The sequence below is a fragment of the Paenibacillus sp. J22P169 genome (assembly GCF_059691995.1).
On record NZ_JCAUAO010000016.1, the window covers coordinates 1 to 15,435 of the forward strand.

A 15,435-nucleotide genomic window follows, 5' to 3' on the forward strand; every position below is an offset into this window, starting at 1 on the left:
CGCAATACTCGTCAACGATCGCAATTAGCGCAACGACAACGCTAAAATACTTCGGTAGAGATACTGCGGGCAATTCGTCAGCAGTTCAGACTGCGACGTATACGATTAACTTGGCCGATACAACCGCGCCGAGTAATGTTACTAGTCTTACTACAAGCGGATTGACTCAAACTGGCGTAACGCTCAATTGGACAGCGGCGACGGATAACGTGGCTGTAACAGGATACGAGATTTACAACGGTGCGTCTCTTGTTACAACGGTAACGGCGTTAACTTACAATGTAACGGGGTTGACCGCATCAACGCAGTACACATTCTGGGTTAAAGCGCGTGATGCTGCGGGCAATGTGGCGACAGGAACGAATACCACGTTTACAACGTCAGCGACAGCCGATACAACTGCGCCGAATCCTGTAACAGGGTTAACAGCGGGGACTCCTACAAGTAATAGCGTACCGCTTTCGTGGACTCTCTCTTCAAGCGGCGATGTAGCAACGCAGGAAGTTGCTTACAGTACAGACGGAACAAACTTCACTGTATTTGGTTCCCCTGTAAGTGCTGCAACTACGGGTACAACTGTAACAGGGCTGGTCGCTTCGACAGCTTATACCTTCCGAGTGGTTGCAATTGACGCATCAAATAACCGTTCCACGGCGGTAACAACCACAGCTACACCAATAGCAGGGACTACAGTTATAGTGAGCGATACATTCAACCGTGCTAATGCAACGCTGACAACCGCTGAAACAGGTGGTAGTTGGAACGATATGGGAGCATCAGTGATTAGCAACCAAGTCGGATTCCTTTCAGCCTCAACTTTCTTCCCGAATGTGAACACAGCCAAATCGGATAATATTGATATTGAAATGGACTTGGTCTTACCTACTTTAGCAACTGGTAACATTTCAGGCGTTGCAGCAAGATTAAACCAAGCCGCTGCGGATGAAGGTTTGATTTTCGGGGCAGCAGGAGCCGGAACAACCGCAGGTTTCCTATCAACTATCTCAGGCGCTACTACCCCACCTGCAAAAGCTAGTTTCTCTTTCGTTGCAGGACAAACGTATCATTTGAAACTAGAAGTTAGAGGTAATGTGTATAAAGGCTATATCGACGGAGTGTTGATCCAAACCTATACAGATACAGCGAATGCAGCATTGACAAGTACTAGACACGGTTTTGTTTTCTACAATACTACCGTACCTAGAGGGGATAACTTCAAAATAACAGCTGTTTAAAGAACGGAGGTATTTCGTTTATGTGGATAAAGAAATCTAGCGGCGGCAGCGGATCGGTAGGACCTCAGGGCCCCGCCGGTCCACAAGGTCCTAAAGGAGATACAGGCCCGCAAGGTCCTCCGGGATCGGGTGGTGGAAGCAGCAGCGAATACATGAAATATAGCGGTAAAAGGATGTACAATTTCGGGGATAGTATAACAAATACAACTAGCTTAAATAACTACCCTACATACTTAGCCCCTAAGCTAAATGTGACATTCACTAATTTTGGAAGTTCAGGCGCAGACCATAACCGTTTTAGATGCATTGTATGCGGCGGAACGTCAAGCGGAGGTTTAACATTTACTGCGCCTAACTACGCACAAGCCGATCTCGTAACGATGACTATCGGACATAATGCAGGTGTAGGAAGTTCGACAATAGCCGATATTTCAGGTATTAGTAATTTCAACTCATACCCTGATACGTATTACGGTAACTTTTGCCGAAGTATTGAGTTCATTCAAAGTATGAACGCTAACATTCAAATCATATTACTAACACCTATTCAGTCTTTGGATGCTGAATATATCACCAACACAGCACAAGCAACAGCAGCTATAAAAATAATCGGGCAAAAGTACGCTTTACCCGTTATTGATTTACAGAATACAAGTGGGTTGCACTTCAGAAATTTAAGTACACTCACCACGGATGGAGTACATCCCAATCCTGCGGGAGCGCAAAAGATAGCCGAACTTATCTTTAGGCAAATATTAAATTACTAGAATTTTATTTTAATATTTTTCCTTTTAGTCGAAATCCAAAAAAATTGTTACAACCACAAGGGCATAGTTCATCGTTGATTTTTTCGTAAACCCAACCACCCCCATCGTAGTCATAGTGTCCTTTAACGCGCCAAATCGCTTTGCATTTAGGACATTTTAACGTATCGATGTCGGGATCGCTGGATTGTATGACTTTATGCATATTATTCACTCCATTTTTATAATAGGCTCTCGATACAATTTGTATCACGTTGCTATAATGATGTCAATTGAAAATAATCTTTGCTCCGAGCCGATCGGGGCTATTTCTCGTTGTCCGAACGTTCACGACGTAAAACTGAAACGGCTGTTTTAAACGATGGTCGACGGACCTTAAACGGTGGAGGTACACGCAATGAGCGATATTAAACGTAAATTCCCGCTAAGTCTCGATATGCAAATGTTCGCGCAAGATCCGCCCGCTGATCCACCGCAGGACCCGCCAGCTGATCCGCCAGCTAAGAAGCTAGAGATGACGCAGGAGGAGCTCGACCGGATGATCGCGGATAGAATCACGCGTGAGCGTAAGAAATTTGCGGATTACGACGATATCAAAGCAGAACGCGAACGCCTAAAAGAGGCGGAAGAAGCCCGCAAACTAGCGGAAATGTCCGACAAGGAACGCCTGGAAGCGGAGAAGAAAGACGCGTTAGACAAAGTGCTAGCTGCCGAAGAGTCACGCGACAAAGCGTTAACAGCCGCTAACCAACGCCTCATTAAATCGGAATTCCGTGCTTTAGCGCGAGAGTCCGGTATTCGTGCTGATGCGCTCGATGACGCATTCAAATTAGCTGACACTTCCGCGGTAAGTGTTGACGATGATGGAAACGTGGTCGGCGTAAAGGACGTAATTGAGGCGCTTGTTAAAGATAAACCGTATCTAGCGGAGGCGAAGAAAGAGACGCCAAAAAAGATCGGTGAAGGTACGAATTACCAATCTAGTGACGAAGTGAAAACGTTAGAGCATCAGCTTGAAGACGCGAAGCAGAAGCGTGACTTTAGTAAGGTAATTCAGTTATCAAACAAAATTAAAGAGTTACTACGGTAGATAACCGTCCCGCCAAAGTGCAGGATGGTTTTTTAATTTACACATACCCCCAAGGAGGAATTTTAAATGTTACAAACATACGACTTTCAGAATCAAATCCGTGATCTATCCGCAGGTATTGACCTTATCATCAACGATGCTCCAACTCTTCTAGGTTTAGTTGGTATGAATGGCGAGCCGCTTACACAAACGAAATACGAATGGATGAGCGATAACCTCAACTCCAACCGTTCCACCGTTAACGGCGCAAAATTAATCAGCGACACTACCGTTACTGTAGCGACAGGCGACGGGATTAAATTCCGTGCTAATGCATTAATCGTAATCGGTGAAGAGTATCTAAAAGTTACTGGCGTTGCAGGCGATGTGATAACTGTATCGCGTGGCTTTGACGGTACTACGGCTGCTGCGCTCGCCAACGGTGCAGAAATCCGAATCGTAGCACGTCCACAACTTGAAGGCGCTGGAGTCGGAACTGACGAAGGTCACGACAGACAAGTGGAGTACAACTTCTCCCAAATTATCGAACGCTACGCGCAAGTTTCGGGTACTCAACAAGCGGTTCGTACGTATAACGTCGGCAACGAGCTCGACTACCAAGTGCAGCTCCGCCTAAAAGAGATGACACGCGAGTTCAATGACTGGTTGATCTATGGCCGTCGTGTAGATGCCGGCGCAGGAGCTCCACGTATGACAGGCGGTCTACTGTACTTCGCACAACAAAAGGGCGCCTTCAAGAAAAATCTTAGCAATGCGGAAGTAGCTGCGAAAGATATCAATGAAGTTATGGAGCAAGTTTTCCTTCGCGGTGGTAGCGTAAACACAATCCTTACTAACACTGCGGGCGCTCGTCAAATCTCGAAGTTGGCTGCTAACGCAATCCAAGTACAGCGTACTGATTCCGCTACTGGTCATCAGATTTCCACGTTCGTTTCTGATATCACGGGCGGAAACGTTGCGACGATCGTAGTTGACCCGAACTTCCCGAAAAATAAAATTGCGTTGTTTGACCGTAGCATCTTGTCCATGCACGCTCTTAACGGTCGCTCCGTAAGTGACGTTGACGCATCAGTAGCAGGCGCTGACTTTGTTGCACGTCAAATCCGCGGTGAGTACGGTATCAAAGTTAAGAACGCGAAAGAGAAAATCGCGATCATTGAAAACATCAGCACGTCAGTATCCTAATAAAACGAAGATTGAGGCGGCTACTTAGCGCCTCTTTTTCTTTCTCCGGAGGTACGTAATGGCAATTTATAAAGCTAGTCCATTTTATTCGGTACAAAACGGCGACATCCGCGTTAGTTTCGATCATCTTGGCGAATTTTCAACGGACGATGTAGCAGAGATTCACTTACTTGACGGACTTGTGCCGGTATGGATTACAAAAGAATCGGATGAAATACCGGAGGAAGTAACGCCTAAAGCGCCAGCTCAGCGTAAATCCTCCGCGAAATAGAAAACGGAGGAGGTTCGTTATGGCGGTAAATATTGGGCAAGCCGACGAGTATATCGAGCAGAATTGTATTGACGTTGAGGACTGGTCGGATAGTGACGAAGCGAGAAAACAACGATTGTTAAACGTCGCATCACGTACGCTAACGACAAAGTACCCAACGTATACGATTCCGGATAAAGCCGTCTATGATTTCGCAAATAATCTCGCGATCGCGTTTAACGATACGAATAAGCTCGGGCAGCAAGGCGTTACATCCGTTAGCATTAGCGGAACTGCTTCATTTACGTTTAAGGATGCGTTAGTATCGTCCGCTGGCGGAGACCTAGCGAAGTTTATTCCGCAATCAACTCTCGATTTAATCGGCGTTGAAAACGGTGGAATAAAGCCAACGCGCCGTAATGTAGCCTGGACGGTGATATAATGCCGATCGTTCCATTGAAACAAGAAATTAACGTAACTAAATCGGCCGGTACCGATGGTTGGGGCGGCGCTATTGTGGGCGATATCCTTACGCTCAAAGCGCGCGTTGTAGAGGAAACGAAGGTCATAACGGCACCTAGCGGAAAAGAAGCGGTCACTAGCTTGCGCATTACACTTGATAAACTGGCGGATATCACGTACGACGACACGATAACGTATACGAACGAAAACGGTGTGACAGTCGAACGAAAACCGCTAAATATCGCAGTGAAACGCGGAATCAGTGGCAAGCCGATGCTTACGGAGGTGTACGTATGAGTCGCGAAATCGAGCTCAATTTAGGTAACGTTTTGCGATTGTATTCGAACGCTATGGACGTTGTTGCGGAGGCAGCCAAACGCGGTATGCACGATGCTCTCGACGAATGGAGAATCGAGTCTACGGATATTGCTCCGCTAGACAAGGGTACGTTGCGTCGCGGATTCGGACCTAATCGGATTACCGGAAGGGGTCTCGATTTGGACGGTGAGTTCAACGTAACTGCGATCGAAAGCAATCGGGGCGCGCAACGTTTTAATTACGCTTACTACATTCACGAAAAAAACGCAGGCGGCCGGTCATTACGTAAGCCAGGGACGGAGAAAAAGTTCCTCGACGTAGCATCGGAGCAGCACGGTGAAAAGTGGCTACGCGGAGTCGAAGCGGAAATACAAAGCGAACTGAGGCGGAGAGGGTGGTAGCGTGTCGTTAATTAACGATATTGAATCGATCGACGCGTTCATCGCGCAGAAATTTCCGACTGCCCAAACGTTCATGGCGCGACCGCTTAAGACCGCTGCTAATACGTTCGTAACGGAGCTACAAAATGAGCGCAGGGAAACGGAGACAAACGTCAGCTGGCGAGCTGAGCGTGAATATCAGATCATTTACGTTGGCGTTAATCCGCAGGACGTACTCGCTAAGATGGACGCGCTTAGTACGGCTTTATACTCCGCGAAAGTTATTGCGAAGAGTGGATCTACGCGTTACATAAACGTTGACTCCTTTGCTTACGGAATGCCGTTTAAATCGGCGGCTGAAGACGTCTATGTGAGCATTGGCGTATTGACGACGACCACTCGCGAAATGAAGTCGATGGATGCGTATGAGAACACGCAAAAAATAATGCACGTAAATATTCGGTATTAAAAAGGAGGCTGCACGATGGCAGGAGGAAGTTGGGACCCGACGGCATTACCAGTTAGGCCGGGTTTATACATCAATTTTAAAACCGCAGCCGCTGCGCAGATTAAAGGTGGCGCAAGAGGAGTGGTAGCCATTCCCTTAAAAGCATTCGCCGGCGGTACAGCTACGGTTAAAACGTTCTACACGGTCGATAACGAAACAACGGCGGCAGGACTGTTCGGTGCGGGGAATATCGAATCAATTAAGTACGCGCTACAAGGTGGCGCAAAGGAGATCCTCGTTTATACATTGCCAGTAGGCGCAACAGTAACGGATTACGCTGACGCACGGACGGCGTTCGATACACGTCCGTTCAATGTTTTCGTCTTTGACGGTGAAGTTACGGCGGCTATTCAAGACTCGACGCTAACGTGGGTAACCGCGAATAAGACGGCGGGTAAGCACTTCTTTGCGATATTCGGAACGGCGGCAGCAGTCGACGATCAAACGCCAGCAACGGGTAACGCGCGCTCCGTACGATTACTCAGCGACTACGCCGCTAATCTGACGGTAGGCGTAGTAATCAACGGTGTAACCGTATCGTCCGGCGTCTATGCGCCTTATGTAGCGGGTCTTATTGCAGGTACACCAATCAATCGTTCGATTACGTACAAGATCGCTCCGGTGACTGACGTGAATAAACGATATACAAACGCAGAAGTTGTAACGGCGTTGGCGGCCGGCTCACTCGTACTCGTTAACGACGGGGAAAAGGTGAAAATCGAACAGGGACTAACGACTTCTGGTAAGAAAATTCGTTCTATTCGCGCACGCCAGGCGATCAGCAACGACATTACGAAGACGGCGGCCGATTCCTATATCGGACAAATCAATAACGATGCGGACGGTCAGGCGGCGCTTATTTCCGCTGTTAAGGCGTATCTCGAAACGTTAGAAGCTGCGGGCGTCCTAACGGGCATCAATGTCGGTCTCGATCCGCAATTCCAAAGCGTAGGCGACAGCGTTTACCTGCTGATTAGCTACGTTGAACTCGATAGCATGGAACGAATTTTCCTCACAATTTCCGTATAAGAAGGGTGGTGTAACGTATGCCAGTTTTAGATCCTACACGCGCGATTCAAGGGCATTCCGGTGAAGTCTGGAAAGACGGCGCCTGGTTGACGAATTTCTATAAAGCAGAAGCAGCTGCCGACATCTCGTACGACAAGATTAAACGTAGTGGTACACGGAGAGTCGGTAACAAGCTAGGCTCGATCGAACTGTCAGGCAGTATCGGCGGATATAAAATCACGACTGAGTTTGCAGAACAAATCGCGCAGGCTATGGATGACAGAAGAGGCGCATTCGTTTGCGAATTGATTATGAAGCTTGCCGATCCGGAAGCTTACGGGTATGAGCGCGTCCGATTAAAAGGCGTTCAATTTACGAAGATAGACATCATGAAATTCGAAAGCGGATCGATCGTCGAGCAAGAATGGCCTTTCGTTTTCGATGACTTTGAGTACCTCGATAAAATCACGATTAATTAAATGTAACGGACATAAACGCAGCTCAAACGTTAATTCGTTAGCTGCGTTTTTAATTACGAAAACCAACGGCAATTAACGCCGATTATCGGAGGAATATAAATGGATGCACTACAAGCGCTACTATCCGCAAATCTCGAGATTGAACAGGATCTTTACATCAAGAGACTCGGAGTAAATTTCCGCCTTAAAGCGATTGATACGAAATCACTCGAAAAGGCACGTGAACAATGTACGCAATTTAGCGGTAAGGGATCGCGTAAGGAATCAACCGTAGATGCCGACCGCCTTAACGCGGTGCTCGCGGTTAAATTCTGCGTATCACCGGACTTCGGAGATAAAGCTCTTCTAGCGAAATACGGCGCAGCTAACGCGGTCGAGTGCGTCGGCAAAGCGTTGTTACCTGGCGAGCTAACGCGCATCATAGCTGCCGGCATGGAACTATCGGGATTCGGAGACGAAGAGGATGCGGAAGAAGACGTAAAAAACTAATTCAGGCGGGCGGCGTTCCATATCTAGTTCATCGGATTTTTCAACGCCACCATATCCCGCCTGACGAGTTTTACGCGAAGGATATACGGACTCGACGGTTCATGCTCGTATCAGAAGCGATAGTACTTGACGAAGAGATCGCGCAAGGAAAGGAGAGATGACGTATCGCATACGATTTGGTAGCGCGTCTACGAGTAATTGATAATATGACGCGGCCTGTTAACAGCGCGTTACGCTCAATGAGTTCACTCGCTTTAAAAGCGTCCGCAGCAGCGGTGGGAGTTCATGCGCTTGGGGCAGCGATTGCAGGTGTTGCGGCAACAAAGAATGCATTGAAGCTGGCGTCTGACGCTGAGCAGGCGAGTATCGCTTTTACTACGATGCTTAAGGACGGCGATAAGGCGGCGAAGTTTTTAGAAGAGTTGTCCGATTTTGCAAATAGAACTCCGTTTGAGCTTCCGCAATTACGTGATGCAGCTAAAAAGATGCTCGCGTTTGGCTTCAGCGCAGAAAGAGTGGTACCAATGTTAACCGGAGTCGGTAACGCCGCTGCTGGGCTTAGTTTAGGAGCGGAAGGCGTCGATCGATTAACGCTAGCACTCGGTCAGATGCGCGCGAAGGGTAAGGTACAGGGCGACGAAATGTTACAGCTCGTCGAAGCAGGTATTCCTGCGTGGGAAATCCTCGCAAATAAAATGAATACTACGACGGCCAACGTTATGAAGATGTCGGAGAAAGGTATCATACCGGCTGATAAAGCTATCAACGCGTTAATCGACGGAATGAATAAGACGTTTCCGGACATGATGGATAAACAATCGAAATCACTCGGCGGCATGTGGTCAACGATGAAGGACACGTTCAACAATAAGCTGCTCGTTAAGTGGGGCGAAGGCATTGCGGCAGCATTAAAACCGAGATTCGACGCGATCGTAACGTGGCTTAACAATAATGGCGCAACTATTAAACGTTGGGGTGACGGACTGGCGAAAGCTGCAAAGGCGGGATCGGACGCAATCCTATCGAATTTTGAGCGTGCGTTTAAGTACGTGCGGACTAATTACCTCGATAATCCAGCATTTAAGAACTTAGCTACGATTAAGCAACGATTCGAATTTATCATCGATGATCTGAAGAAGACGTTTGACTCGTGGTATAAGTCTGGCGGAAACGAGCAGATAAAAAGCGCTACAAGTAGCCTCATCGGATTTATCAGTACGGCGCTATCAGGCTCCAGCGACCAGTTAGCGAGCGTCGGAATTGATCTCGGTAAATCGCTCGCGAGCGGCATGTTAACGGGCCTAGAGCAATTTTCCAAAGAGAATCCGAAAATGGCTGCTTTAATGGCATACATCGCGACGCCAGGCAGTGCGACGGTTAAGATTGCGGCTGCATTGGCGGTAGGTTCGGGAAGCGTAAGCGCGGTTAAACAGATTTCGAGCGATATTAAGTCAGACGCGGAAGTATTTAAGAACGAAGGAACTATTTCCGGAATTAAAAACTTTCTCGCTCCGGCAAATAGACTTCTCAATCCGGAAGTTATCAGAGACGAAAACGGTAAGGTTCTCGGAGGAAAAGCGCTCTTAGATTACCGGAAGGCGAATCCGATCGCAGGCCCGCCGGACCCGAACGGTCACGCTGGCGGATTGTCACGCGTTCCTTACAACGGATACACGGCGCGCCTTCACGTAGATGAGGAAGTACTTACGAAGGCGGACGCTGATAAGCGCAGATCAGGCGGCGGTAATGACGGTGGTATTACGATTAATATGCACGGTACAGTTATCCGTGAAGACGCGGATATTCAAAAGCTAGCTGGTGCGTTAGCTAAGGAGATTCGCGGAGCAAGGGAGGCCGGTGTATGATGACAAACGATCTTCAGTTTTGGCTAACGTATAATAACGGAGCTGAAAAACTCCGCCTCCCCGTTAATCCGGAATCAATCCGCATCTCGAAAACGCACGGCTACGACGATGTGTTGACGACACAACTCGGCGAGCTTACCGTAATCGGAACGGATAGATTGCGGGAATATTCGCTTGCTTCGTTTTTTCCACGCGATTATAATTCGTCCTTTTGCGAATACTCAGACATTCCGAATCCGCAAGATGCCGTAGCGTTAATCGAAAAGTGGATCGAAACACGGCAGCCAATTCGCCTAACAATAACGGGGTCGGTAAATATTCCGGTAACTATACGCTCTTTTACTTACGAGGAGCGTGCCGGTCACGTTGGTGATATTTTTTACGAGATTGCTCTGAAAGAGTACAGATTTACGGAGCTGAAAAGGGTCACAGAGAAGCCGGCAGAAGGATTGCAATTTGCATCTGCGTTTGTATCCGGACAAGAAACGCGTACAGGGAAGGCTATCCCAACAGTCACGTCCTATACGGTGAAGCCTGGTGACGACCTAACGAAAATTGCGCATGCGGTATATATAGACGGCGATAAGTGGAGCGACATTTATAACGCGAATAAGGAAATTATCGGTAAGAATCCGAATCTTATCTACGCGGGGCAGGTGTTAACGATAACGTGACAATTTCTATAATTTACGATGACACGATTATTGATCCTTTAGTCACATCCGTTAACTGGTCCGGAGACATCACGCAAGCATACCGAAGACTTTACGTTTCTATTAAGAATACGCAGGATGGGCTCACGCAGGCGATTACGGTAGAACTCGGCAAGCAGCTCGTTTTATTATCGGATAATACAGAACTATTTCGCGGAGTCATCTTTTCGCACAGCATCGGTGCTTCAGGCGTTATGCAGATAACTGCGTATGACGAGGCGGTTTATCTCATGAAATCCGTTGATTCACGTAAATTTTCAAATATGACGGCCTCGGCTATTTTACGCGAATTATGCGATGACTTCGGAATTGAAATTGGCTCAATAGCGGATACCGGTTATATACTACCGAAACTAGTGCTTCGTGATATGGAATTATGGAGCATGGCGATTACTGCGCTGAGTGAAACGCGGAAGCAGACAGGGCGGCGGTTTTTAATTCAGTCTGACCACGGTCGCGTTAATTTGATCGAGCGCGGAGAAAAAGTCGTAAACTTCATTCTCGACGATTCTACGAATATCATTGACGCTTCTTACTCGCTATCTATCGAAGATACACGTAACCAGATTAAAATAATCGGTGGCGACGAGGATAAGAACCCGATCGAGTTTACGATTAAGGATGAAACTCTCACGGAGAAATTCGGAGTTATGCAGCATCTTGAGCGCGCAGATTCCGATATGACACGGTCGCAGTTAGAGCAATTAGCTACCGTTTTGCTAGCGACAAAGGCAACGATTAGTGATGACGCAAATGTAACAGCGTTAGGTGACGTCAATGTAACCGCAGGTGTCGTCGTATATGTACGTGAATCGCTTACGAGTATTGCAGGTGCTTACTACGTTATTAACGATTCTCATACGTGGGATGGCGATACGTACAAGATGACGGTGACGATCTCAGGGGATGAAGGACTTCCAACGTTAGAGTACGAGGCGCCGGCTATTAAAAAGAGTGCGGACACGTCGCAGTACGACGAATTTTTAGCGCTATTATAAGGAGTTGAATGAATGGGTCACGATGTTCTTGAGGGAACCGGTATCAGTCGTCTAACACAGGTCATACGCCAGATCGGCTATAACGAGTTCGACCGATTCGAGCTCGCTACCATAACTTCAGTCCTTCCCGCAATCACATTAAAGATCGATAACTGCCCGATTGTTTTCGACGCGTCCGACCTCGTTATTGCGGAACACCTTACGCAGTATACACGCCAAGTGACGATAAACGGCGGCTCTTCATCCGTTATGGTTGTACAGTCTCCGCTTGAAGTAGGGGATCGCGTGATTACCGTATCAATGAACGGCGGCCAATCGTACGTAGTAATCGATAAGGCGGTGATTTTGTAAATGGCGCTGAGCCCATTAAAACCCGTAACAAACCGCGCGACTGAAGTTGCGACGGTTATTTTGCCGTCCAAAACGTATGCAATCGACTTCGATGGTGAAGAAGTTAGTGGCGCGAAAATAGACGGAATCGATGCTGTCCGCCAGTTCGTCCGAAAAGCGGTTCTGACCGCTCGCTACCGCTTTCAAATTTACTCGAATCAATACGGATGCGAGCTCGAAGACATCGTCGGTCAAGACGTTCCGCAGGCGCTATTAAACGCTGAGATTCCACGCGTAATAACCGATGCTCTAATCTACGATGCTCGCATTAAAGCCGTCCGAAACTTCGTAATAAGCCGGTCACTCGACGGTCTATACATTTCATTCACGGTCGATTCGGTCTATGGTGAGACCACGCAGGAGGTGACGCTATAAATGTACGAAACTGAAACGAAAGCCGCCGTCCTACAGCGGATGCTAGACGCAAGCGATCAAACGTTAGATCTACGCGAAGGCTCTGTTACGTTCGATTTACTCTCAACGTCAGCTATTGAACTTGCGAAAGCTTACGTTGAAATGGACAACGTACTAAGATTTGGATTCGCGGATATAACGTACGGTCCTTATCTCGATTATCGTGCAAGTGAACGCGGTATCACACGTAAGGCAGCTGTTAAAGCGACAGGCTCCGTTACGATTACGGGAACTAACGGCACGGCCATCGCAACGGGTACGGTACTTTCTACCGGCGGCAATACGCCCGTCTTATTCGTAACAACAGCAGACGGTACCATCGCCGGCGGTTCCATTACCGTCGCAGCCGAAGCACAGTTAAGCGGTGTTTCCGGCAACGTAGCAGCAAGCGCCATAACGCTAGTCTTCGGTAATCTTAGCGGTGTGGCCGGCGTGGCGAACTCGGCTCCGTTCTCCGGTGGTATTAACACGGAATCGGACGAAGAATTACTCGCGCGATATCTCGAAGACGTCCGCAAGCCAGCTACGTCAGGTAACGCGAATCAATATCGCAAATGGGCGCTAGAAGTAAGCGGAATATCTGACGCGAAAGTATATCCGATATGGAGCGGTGCGGGAACAGTAAAAGTCGTATTACTCGACGCAAACAAACGAGCTCCACTAACCGCCAAAGTTACGGATGCGGCGACGTATATTGGAACGGTGAGCCCGATTGGCGCTACGGTTACGGTCGTCGGAGCAACGGAAGTCGCGATCGATGTTAGCGGAACCTACACGCTAAAAGCGGGGGCAACGTTAACGGATGCGCGAGATCAAATCGCGGCTGCACTCGCGGAATATTTAAAAACGCTAGCCTTTACTGATCCAATCGTACGGTACACGCAGATTGCAAACATCGTACTTACTGCCGACGCAGTTACGGATTATTCCGGTCTTACTGTTAACGGTGGGACGGCGAACATTACGGTCGCGGAAGGAAGTATAGCGGTTGTAGGAACAATAACGTAAAGGGGTTGACGTGATTTGGGTTACAATACGAAAAAAATGGTCGGGGATCAGCAATTAGATCCAGTTCCGCAGTATTTTAACGCGGAAACCGGAGTCGACGCATATGAAGTCCTTAAGGGGAAAGATGGCGCTATCTACGTTATCGTTAAGGACTTCTTAGCTACAGTAAACGTTAATCAAACAGGAAGCTCAACACTAAGCGGTGCGCTTAAGAGCGTGACGGCGGCGGGTACTCGCGTACAGTTGCCGAATATTCCATGCCGTGAAGTGACGTTGATTGCGAAAAAGGGAAATACGGGATCTATTTACGTTGGCGGTGCGGATGTATCGGCAAGCGTTTATGGGGCGGAATTAATGGCAAATGATAGCATTACCCTTTCGGTGAGCAACGCTTATTTAATATGGATTGACGCGTCGGTTAGCGGGGAGGGGATCTCATTTGTCGCGATTTGAACATAGCCCTACGAAAGAGATTACTGCGCTTAAGGCGGATGTTGCGTACAAAACGGCAAGAGAAATTGCATTAGGTAGCTACGAGAATCTTGCAACTGATAAGCATTTATCTAAAGCAGATTGGGATTGGTCATCTGCTTTAGAACAAGCGGTAGCAGATGCAATGTCAACAAGTTCTGTGTTGATGGTGAACGATCGATATAAAATCAAGAAAGCAGGGAAGATTGTAGCTGGAACAAACGGATATCTCCATATAAAAGGTAGAGATATCACGAAAAGTAGTTTGATCTTCACGCATAATTCGGGCGGATTACAGCTAGTTGAATCAGGTGGTGGTTATTTATATGAAACGAAAATTGAAGACATCACCCTCACTGGAAACAGTAACAACGATTTAATAGTTGGTGACAAACTAGAGCAAGCGAAATTCTCAAATGTTTCTTTCGAGGATTGCGTTAACGCGATGACTCTAGGGAATTCAAGTTTGGTGCAGATTAACCGTATCACAGTTGCTAGAGCGACTAATGCGTTTAGGATTGTTGCATTCAATGGATTAATTACTTTCCAAAACCTCAATGTATGGGATACAACAAATACGTTCAAAATTGAAAGTGGATTTTCCGAAATTAATCTTTTTGATTGTTGGGTTGAGGAGTTTGACACGGTTTTCAGTATTAATTCGCCTTCAATTTCAAATTTCGGGGTTATTAGTGCAATCAATCCTTATTTTGTGAGCCAGAGAACAAGTTCAAGAGTGTTAAAAATTGAGCAGACAATGACCCTATTATCGACTAATCTAATCAAATTATTCAGTGGCAAGGTGATCTTGCCTAACTCGCTCGCTTCAGTGTTTGACTTTAGCGGATCCGCTAGCGGTTCAGGAAGAGTCGTTGTTGATATTGAAAGCACAACATTTCAAACGAACATTGTAGCTGCCGGTAAATTTCTTGTAGAACTTAACGCAGGCCAATCATTGTTTAATTTTGACATTATTATCCATACGCTAATTGGGATTGATACTAGGGCAATTATTACGAATCAGATTAGTAGAGTATCGGGATTTAACTCGAAATATGGTACTAATAGAGCGTACAACGGGATTAATTACTTCGAAGGAAATACTGGTACTACTCAAGGGCATATGAGATTTAATTCAGGTTCATCTAAGCTTGAGTACGATCCTGATGGTACGACAGTCTACCGTGAAGTAATGATAAAAAGGACCGCTAGCGCTGCACCTACAACGGGAACATGGGTTGTAGGTGACATTGTGTGGCATTCAGCTCCATCCGCAAGTGGAAAGATAGGTTTTGTTTGCGTTACGGCAGGTACCCCGGGTACTTGGAAGGCATTCGGAGCAATAGACGCATAATCAAAAAGATAGTTGCCATTATAGGTAAATTATGCTAGTGTTCGGAGGTGAAAT

The 15,435-nt window shown here is 47.2% G+C and carries 20 protein-coding genes; all 20 read left to right on the plus strand.

Going from position 1 to position 15,435, the window contains the following annotated elements; genetic code table 11:
- Positions 1 to 1,235, plus strand: a 1,235-nt coding sequence (locus tag AC58QG_RS34400; RefSeq protein WP_497366512.1) for a fibronectin type III domain-containing protein, incomplete at its 5' end; no start/stop codon positions are given.
- 20 nt (positions 1,236 to 1,255) lie between these two features.
- Positions 1,256 to 2,002, plus strand: a complete 747-nt coding sequence (locus tag AC58QG_RS34405; RefSeq protein ID WP_497366513.1) for an SGNH/GDSL hydrolase family protein — start codon at positions 1,256 to 1,258, stop codon at positions 2,000 to 2,002.
- Positions 2,003 to 2,396: 394 nt separating this feature from the next.
- Complete coding sequence (locus tag AC58QG_RS34410; RefSeq protein WP_497366514.1) at positions 2,397 to 3,089, plus strand: phage scaffolding protein; 693 nt, start codon at positions 2,397 to 2,399, stop codon at positions 3,087 to 3,089.
- 66 nt (positions 3,090 to 3,155) lie between these two features.
- Positions 3,156 to 4,274: an SU10 major capsid protein gene (locus AC58QG_RS34415; RefSeq protein ID WP_497366515.1), complete on the plus strand. Its 1,119-nt coding sequence runs from the start codon at positions 3,156 to 3,158 to the stop codon at positions 4,272 to 4,274.
- A gap of 58 nt (positions 4,275 to 4,332) precedes the next feature.
- Positions 4,333 to 4,545 carry a hypothetical protein gene (locus AC58QG_RS34420; protein WP_497366516.1) on the plus strand — a complete coding sequence of 71 codons (213 nt, stop codon included), beginning with the start codon at positions 4,333 to 4,335 and terminating at the stop codon, positions 4,543 to 4,545.
- 19 nt (positions 4,546 to 4,564) lie between these two features.
- Positions 4,565 to 4,966, plus strand: a complete 402-nt coding sequence (locus AC58QG_RS34425) for a hypothetical protein (protein ID WP_497366517.1) — start codon at positions 4,565 to 4,567, stop codon at positions 4,964 to 4,966.
- On the plus strand, positions 4,966 to 5,283 hold the full coding sequence (locus AC58QG_RS34430) for a hypothetical protein (RefSeq protein ID WP_497366518.1): 318 nt from the start codon (positions 4,966 to 4,968) through the stop codon (positions 5,281 to 5,283). The genes AC58QG_RS34425 and AC58QG_RS34430 overlap by 1 nt, the downstream gene beginning before the upstream one ends.
- On the plus strand, positions 5,280 to 5,705 hold the full coding sequence (locus tag AC58QG_RS34435; RefSeq protein ID WP_497366519.1) for an HK97 gp10 family phage protein: 426 nt from the start codon (positions 5,280 to 5,282) through the stop codon (positions 5,703 to 5,705). Before AC58QG_RS34430 ends, AC58QG_RS34435 begins: the two co-directional genes overlap by 4 nt.
- 1 nt (position 5,706) lies before the next feature.
- Positions 5,707 to 6,153, plus strand: coding sequence for a hypothetical protein (locus AC58QG_RS34440; RefSeq protein WP_497366520.1), 447 nt, complete (start codon positions 5,707 to 5,709; stop codon positions 6,151 to 6,153).
- Between the two features lie 15 nt (positions 6,154 to 6,168).
- On the plus strand, positions 6,169 to 7,221 hold the full coding sequence (locus tag AC58QG_RS34445; protein ID WP_497366521.1) for a phage tail sheath subtilisin-like domain-containing protein: 1,053 nt from the start codon (positions 6,169 to 6,171) through the stop codon (positions 7,219 to 7,221).
- A gap of 17 nt (positions 7,222 to 7,238) precedes the next feature.
- A complete protein-coding gene (locus tag AC58QG_RS34450; RefSeq protein WP_497366522.1) occupies positions 7,239 to 7,679 on the plus strand; it encodes a phage tail tube protein in 441 nt (146 codons plus the stop codon).
- A gap of 99 nt (positions 7,680 to 7,778) precedes the next feature.
- Positions 7,779 to 8,168 carry a phage tail assembly chaperone gene (locus tag AC58QG_RS34455; RefSeq protein ID WP_497366523.1) on the plus strand — a complete coding sequence of 130 codons (390 nt, stop codon included), beginning with the start codon at positions 7,779 to 7,781 and terminating at the stop codon, positions 8,166 to 8,168.
- A 176-nt stretch (positions 8,169 to 8,344) separates the two neighbouring features.
- A complete protein-coding gene (locus AC58QG_RS34460; protein ID WP_497366524.1) occupies positions 8,345 to 10,033 on the plus strand; it encodes a tape measure protein in 1,689 nt (562 codons plus the stop codon).
- Positions 10,030 to 10,707, plus strand: coding sequence for a LysM peptidoglycan-binding domain-containing protein (locus tag AC58QG_RS34465; RefSeq protein ID WP_497366525.1), 678 nt, complete (start codon positions 10,030 to 10,032; stop codon positions 10,705 to 10,707). The genes AC58QG_RS34460 and AC58QG_RS34465 overlap by 4 nt, the downstream gene beginning before the upstream one ends.
- Positions 10,704 to 11,744 (plus strand): XkdQ/YqbQ family protein, encoded by a 1,041-nt coding sequence (locus AC58QG_RS34470; protein WP_497366526.1) that lies wholly within the window; start codon positions 10,704 to 10,706, stop codon positions 11,742 to 11,744. The genes AC58QG_RS34465 and AC58QG_RS34470 overlap by 4 nt, the downstream gene beginning before the upstream one ends.
- 12 nt (positions 11,745 to 11,756) lie before the next feature.
- The gene (locus AC58QG_RS34475) at positions 11,757 to 12,095 is read left to right on the plus strand and encodes a DUF2577 family protein (RefSeq protein ID WP_497366527.1); all 339 of its coding nucleotides are present in this window, start codon (positions 11,757 to 11,759) and stop codon (positions 12,093 to 12,095) included.
- Positions 12,096 to 12,509: a DUF2634 domain-containing protein gene (locus AC58QG_RS34480; RefSeq protein WP_497366528.1), complete on the plus strand. Its 414-nt coding sequence runs from the start codon at positions 12,096 to 12,098 to the stop codon at positions 12,507 to 12,509.
- Positions 12,510 to 13,556, plus strand: a complete 1,047-nt coding sequence (locus AC58QG_RS34485) for a baseplate J/gp47 family protein (RefSeq protein WP_497366529.1) — start codon at positions 12,510 to 12,512, stop codon at positions 13,554 to 13,556.
- A gap of 15 nt (positions 13,557 to 13,571) precedes the next feature.
- The gene (locus tag AC58QG_RS34490; RefSeq protein ID WP_497366530.1) at positions 13,572 to 14,009 is read left to right on the plus strand and encodes a hypothetical protein; all 438 of its coding nucleotides are present in this window, start codon (positions 13,572 to 13,574) and stop codon (positions 14,007 to 14,009) included.
- Entirely contained in the window at positions 13,996 to 15,381 is a 1,386-nt protein-coding gene (locus tag AC58QG_RS34495) for a hypothetical protein (RefSeq protein WP_497366531.1), read from the plus strand. Before AC58QG_RS34490 ends, AC58QG_RS34495 begins: the two co-directional genes overlap by 14 nt.
- Positions 15,382 to 15,435 lie beyond the last annotated feature (54 nt).

Bases quoted from the DNA above. Each gene is read 5' to 3' on its own strand.
- AC58QG_RS34445 (WP_497366521.1), top strand. From the start codon at position 6,169: ATGGCAGGAGGAAGTTGGGACCCGACGGCATTACCAGTTAGGCCGGGT.
- AC58QG_RS34430 (WP_497366518.1), top strand. From the start codon at position 4,966: ATGCCGATCGTTCCATTGAAACAAGAAATTAACGTAACTAAATCGGCC.
- AC58QG_RS34415 (WP_497366515.1), top strand. From the start codon at position 3,156: ATGTTACAAACATACGACTTTCAGAATCAAATCCGTGATCTATCCGCA.
- AC58QG_RS34410 (WP_497366514.1), top strand. From the start codon at position 2,397: ATGAGCGATATTAAACGTAAATTCCCGCTAAGTCTCGATATGCAAATG.
- AC58QG_RS34485 (WP_497366529.1), top strand. From the start codon at position 12,510: ATGTACGAAACTGAAACGAAAGCCGCCGTCCTACAGCGGATGCTAGAC.
- AC58QG_RS34465 (WP_497366525.1), top strand. From the start codon at position 10,030: ATGATGACAAACGATCTTCAGTTTTGGCTAACGTATAATAACGGAGCT.
- AC58QG_RS34420 (WP_497366516.1), top strand. From the start codon at position 4,333: ATGGCAATTTATAAAGCTAGTCCATTTTATTCGGTACAAAACGGCGAC.
- AC58QG_RS34405 (WP_497366513.1), top strand. From the start codon at position 1,256: ATGTGGATAAAGAAATCTAGCGGCGGCAGCGGATCGGTAGGACCTCAG.
- AC58QG_RS34475 (WP_497366527.1), top strand. From the start codon at position 11,757: ATGGGTCACGATGTTCTTGAGGGAACCGGTATCAGTCGTCTAACACAG.
- AC58QG_RS34435 (WP_497366519.1), top strand. From the start codon at position 5,280: ATGAGTCGCGAAATCGAGCTCAATTTAGGTAACGTTTTGCGATTGTAT.
- AC58QG_RS34425 (WP_497366517.1), top strand. From the start codon at position 4,565: ATGGCGGTAAATATTGGGCAAGCCGACGAGTATATCGAGCAGAATTGT.
- AC58QG_RS34455 (WP_497366523.1), top strand. From the start codon at position 7,779: ATGGATGCACTACAAGCGCTACTATCCGCAAATCTCGAGATTGAACAG.
- AC58QG_RS34450 (WP_497366522.1), top strand. From the start codon at position 7,239: ATGCCAGTTTTAGATCCTACACGCGCGATTCAAGGGCATTCCGGTGAA.
- AC58QG_RS34480 (WP_497366528.1), top strand. From the start codon at position 12,096: ATGGCGCTGAGCCCATTAAAACCCGTAACAAACCGCGCGACTGAAGTT.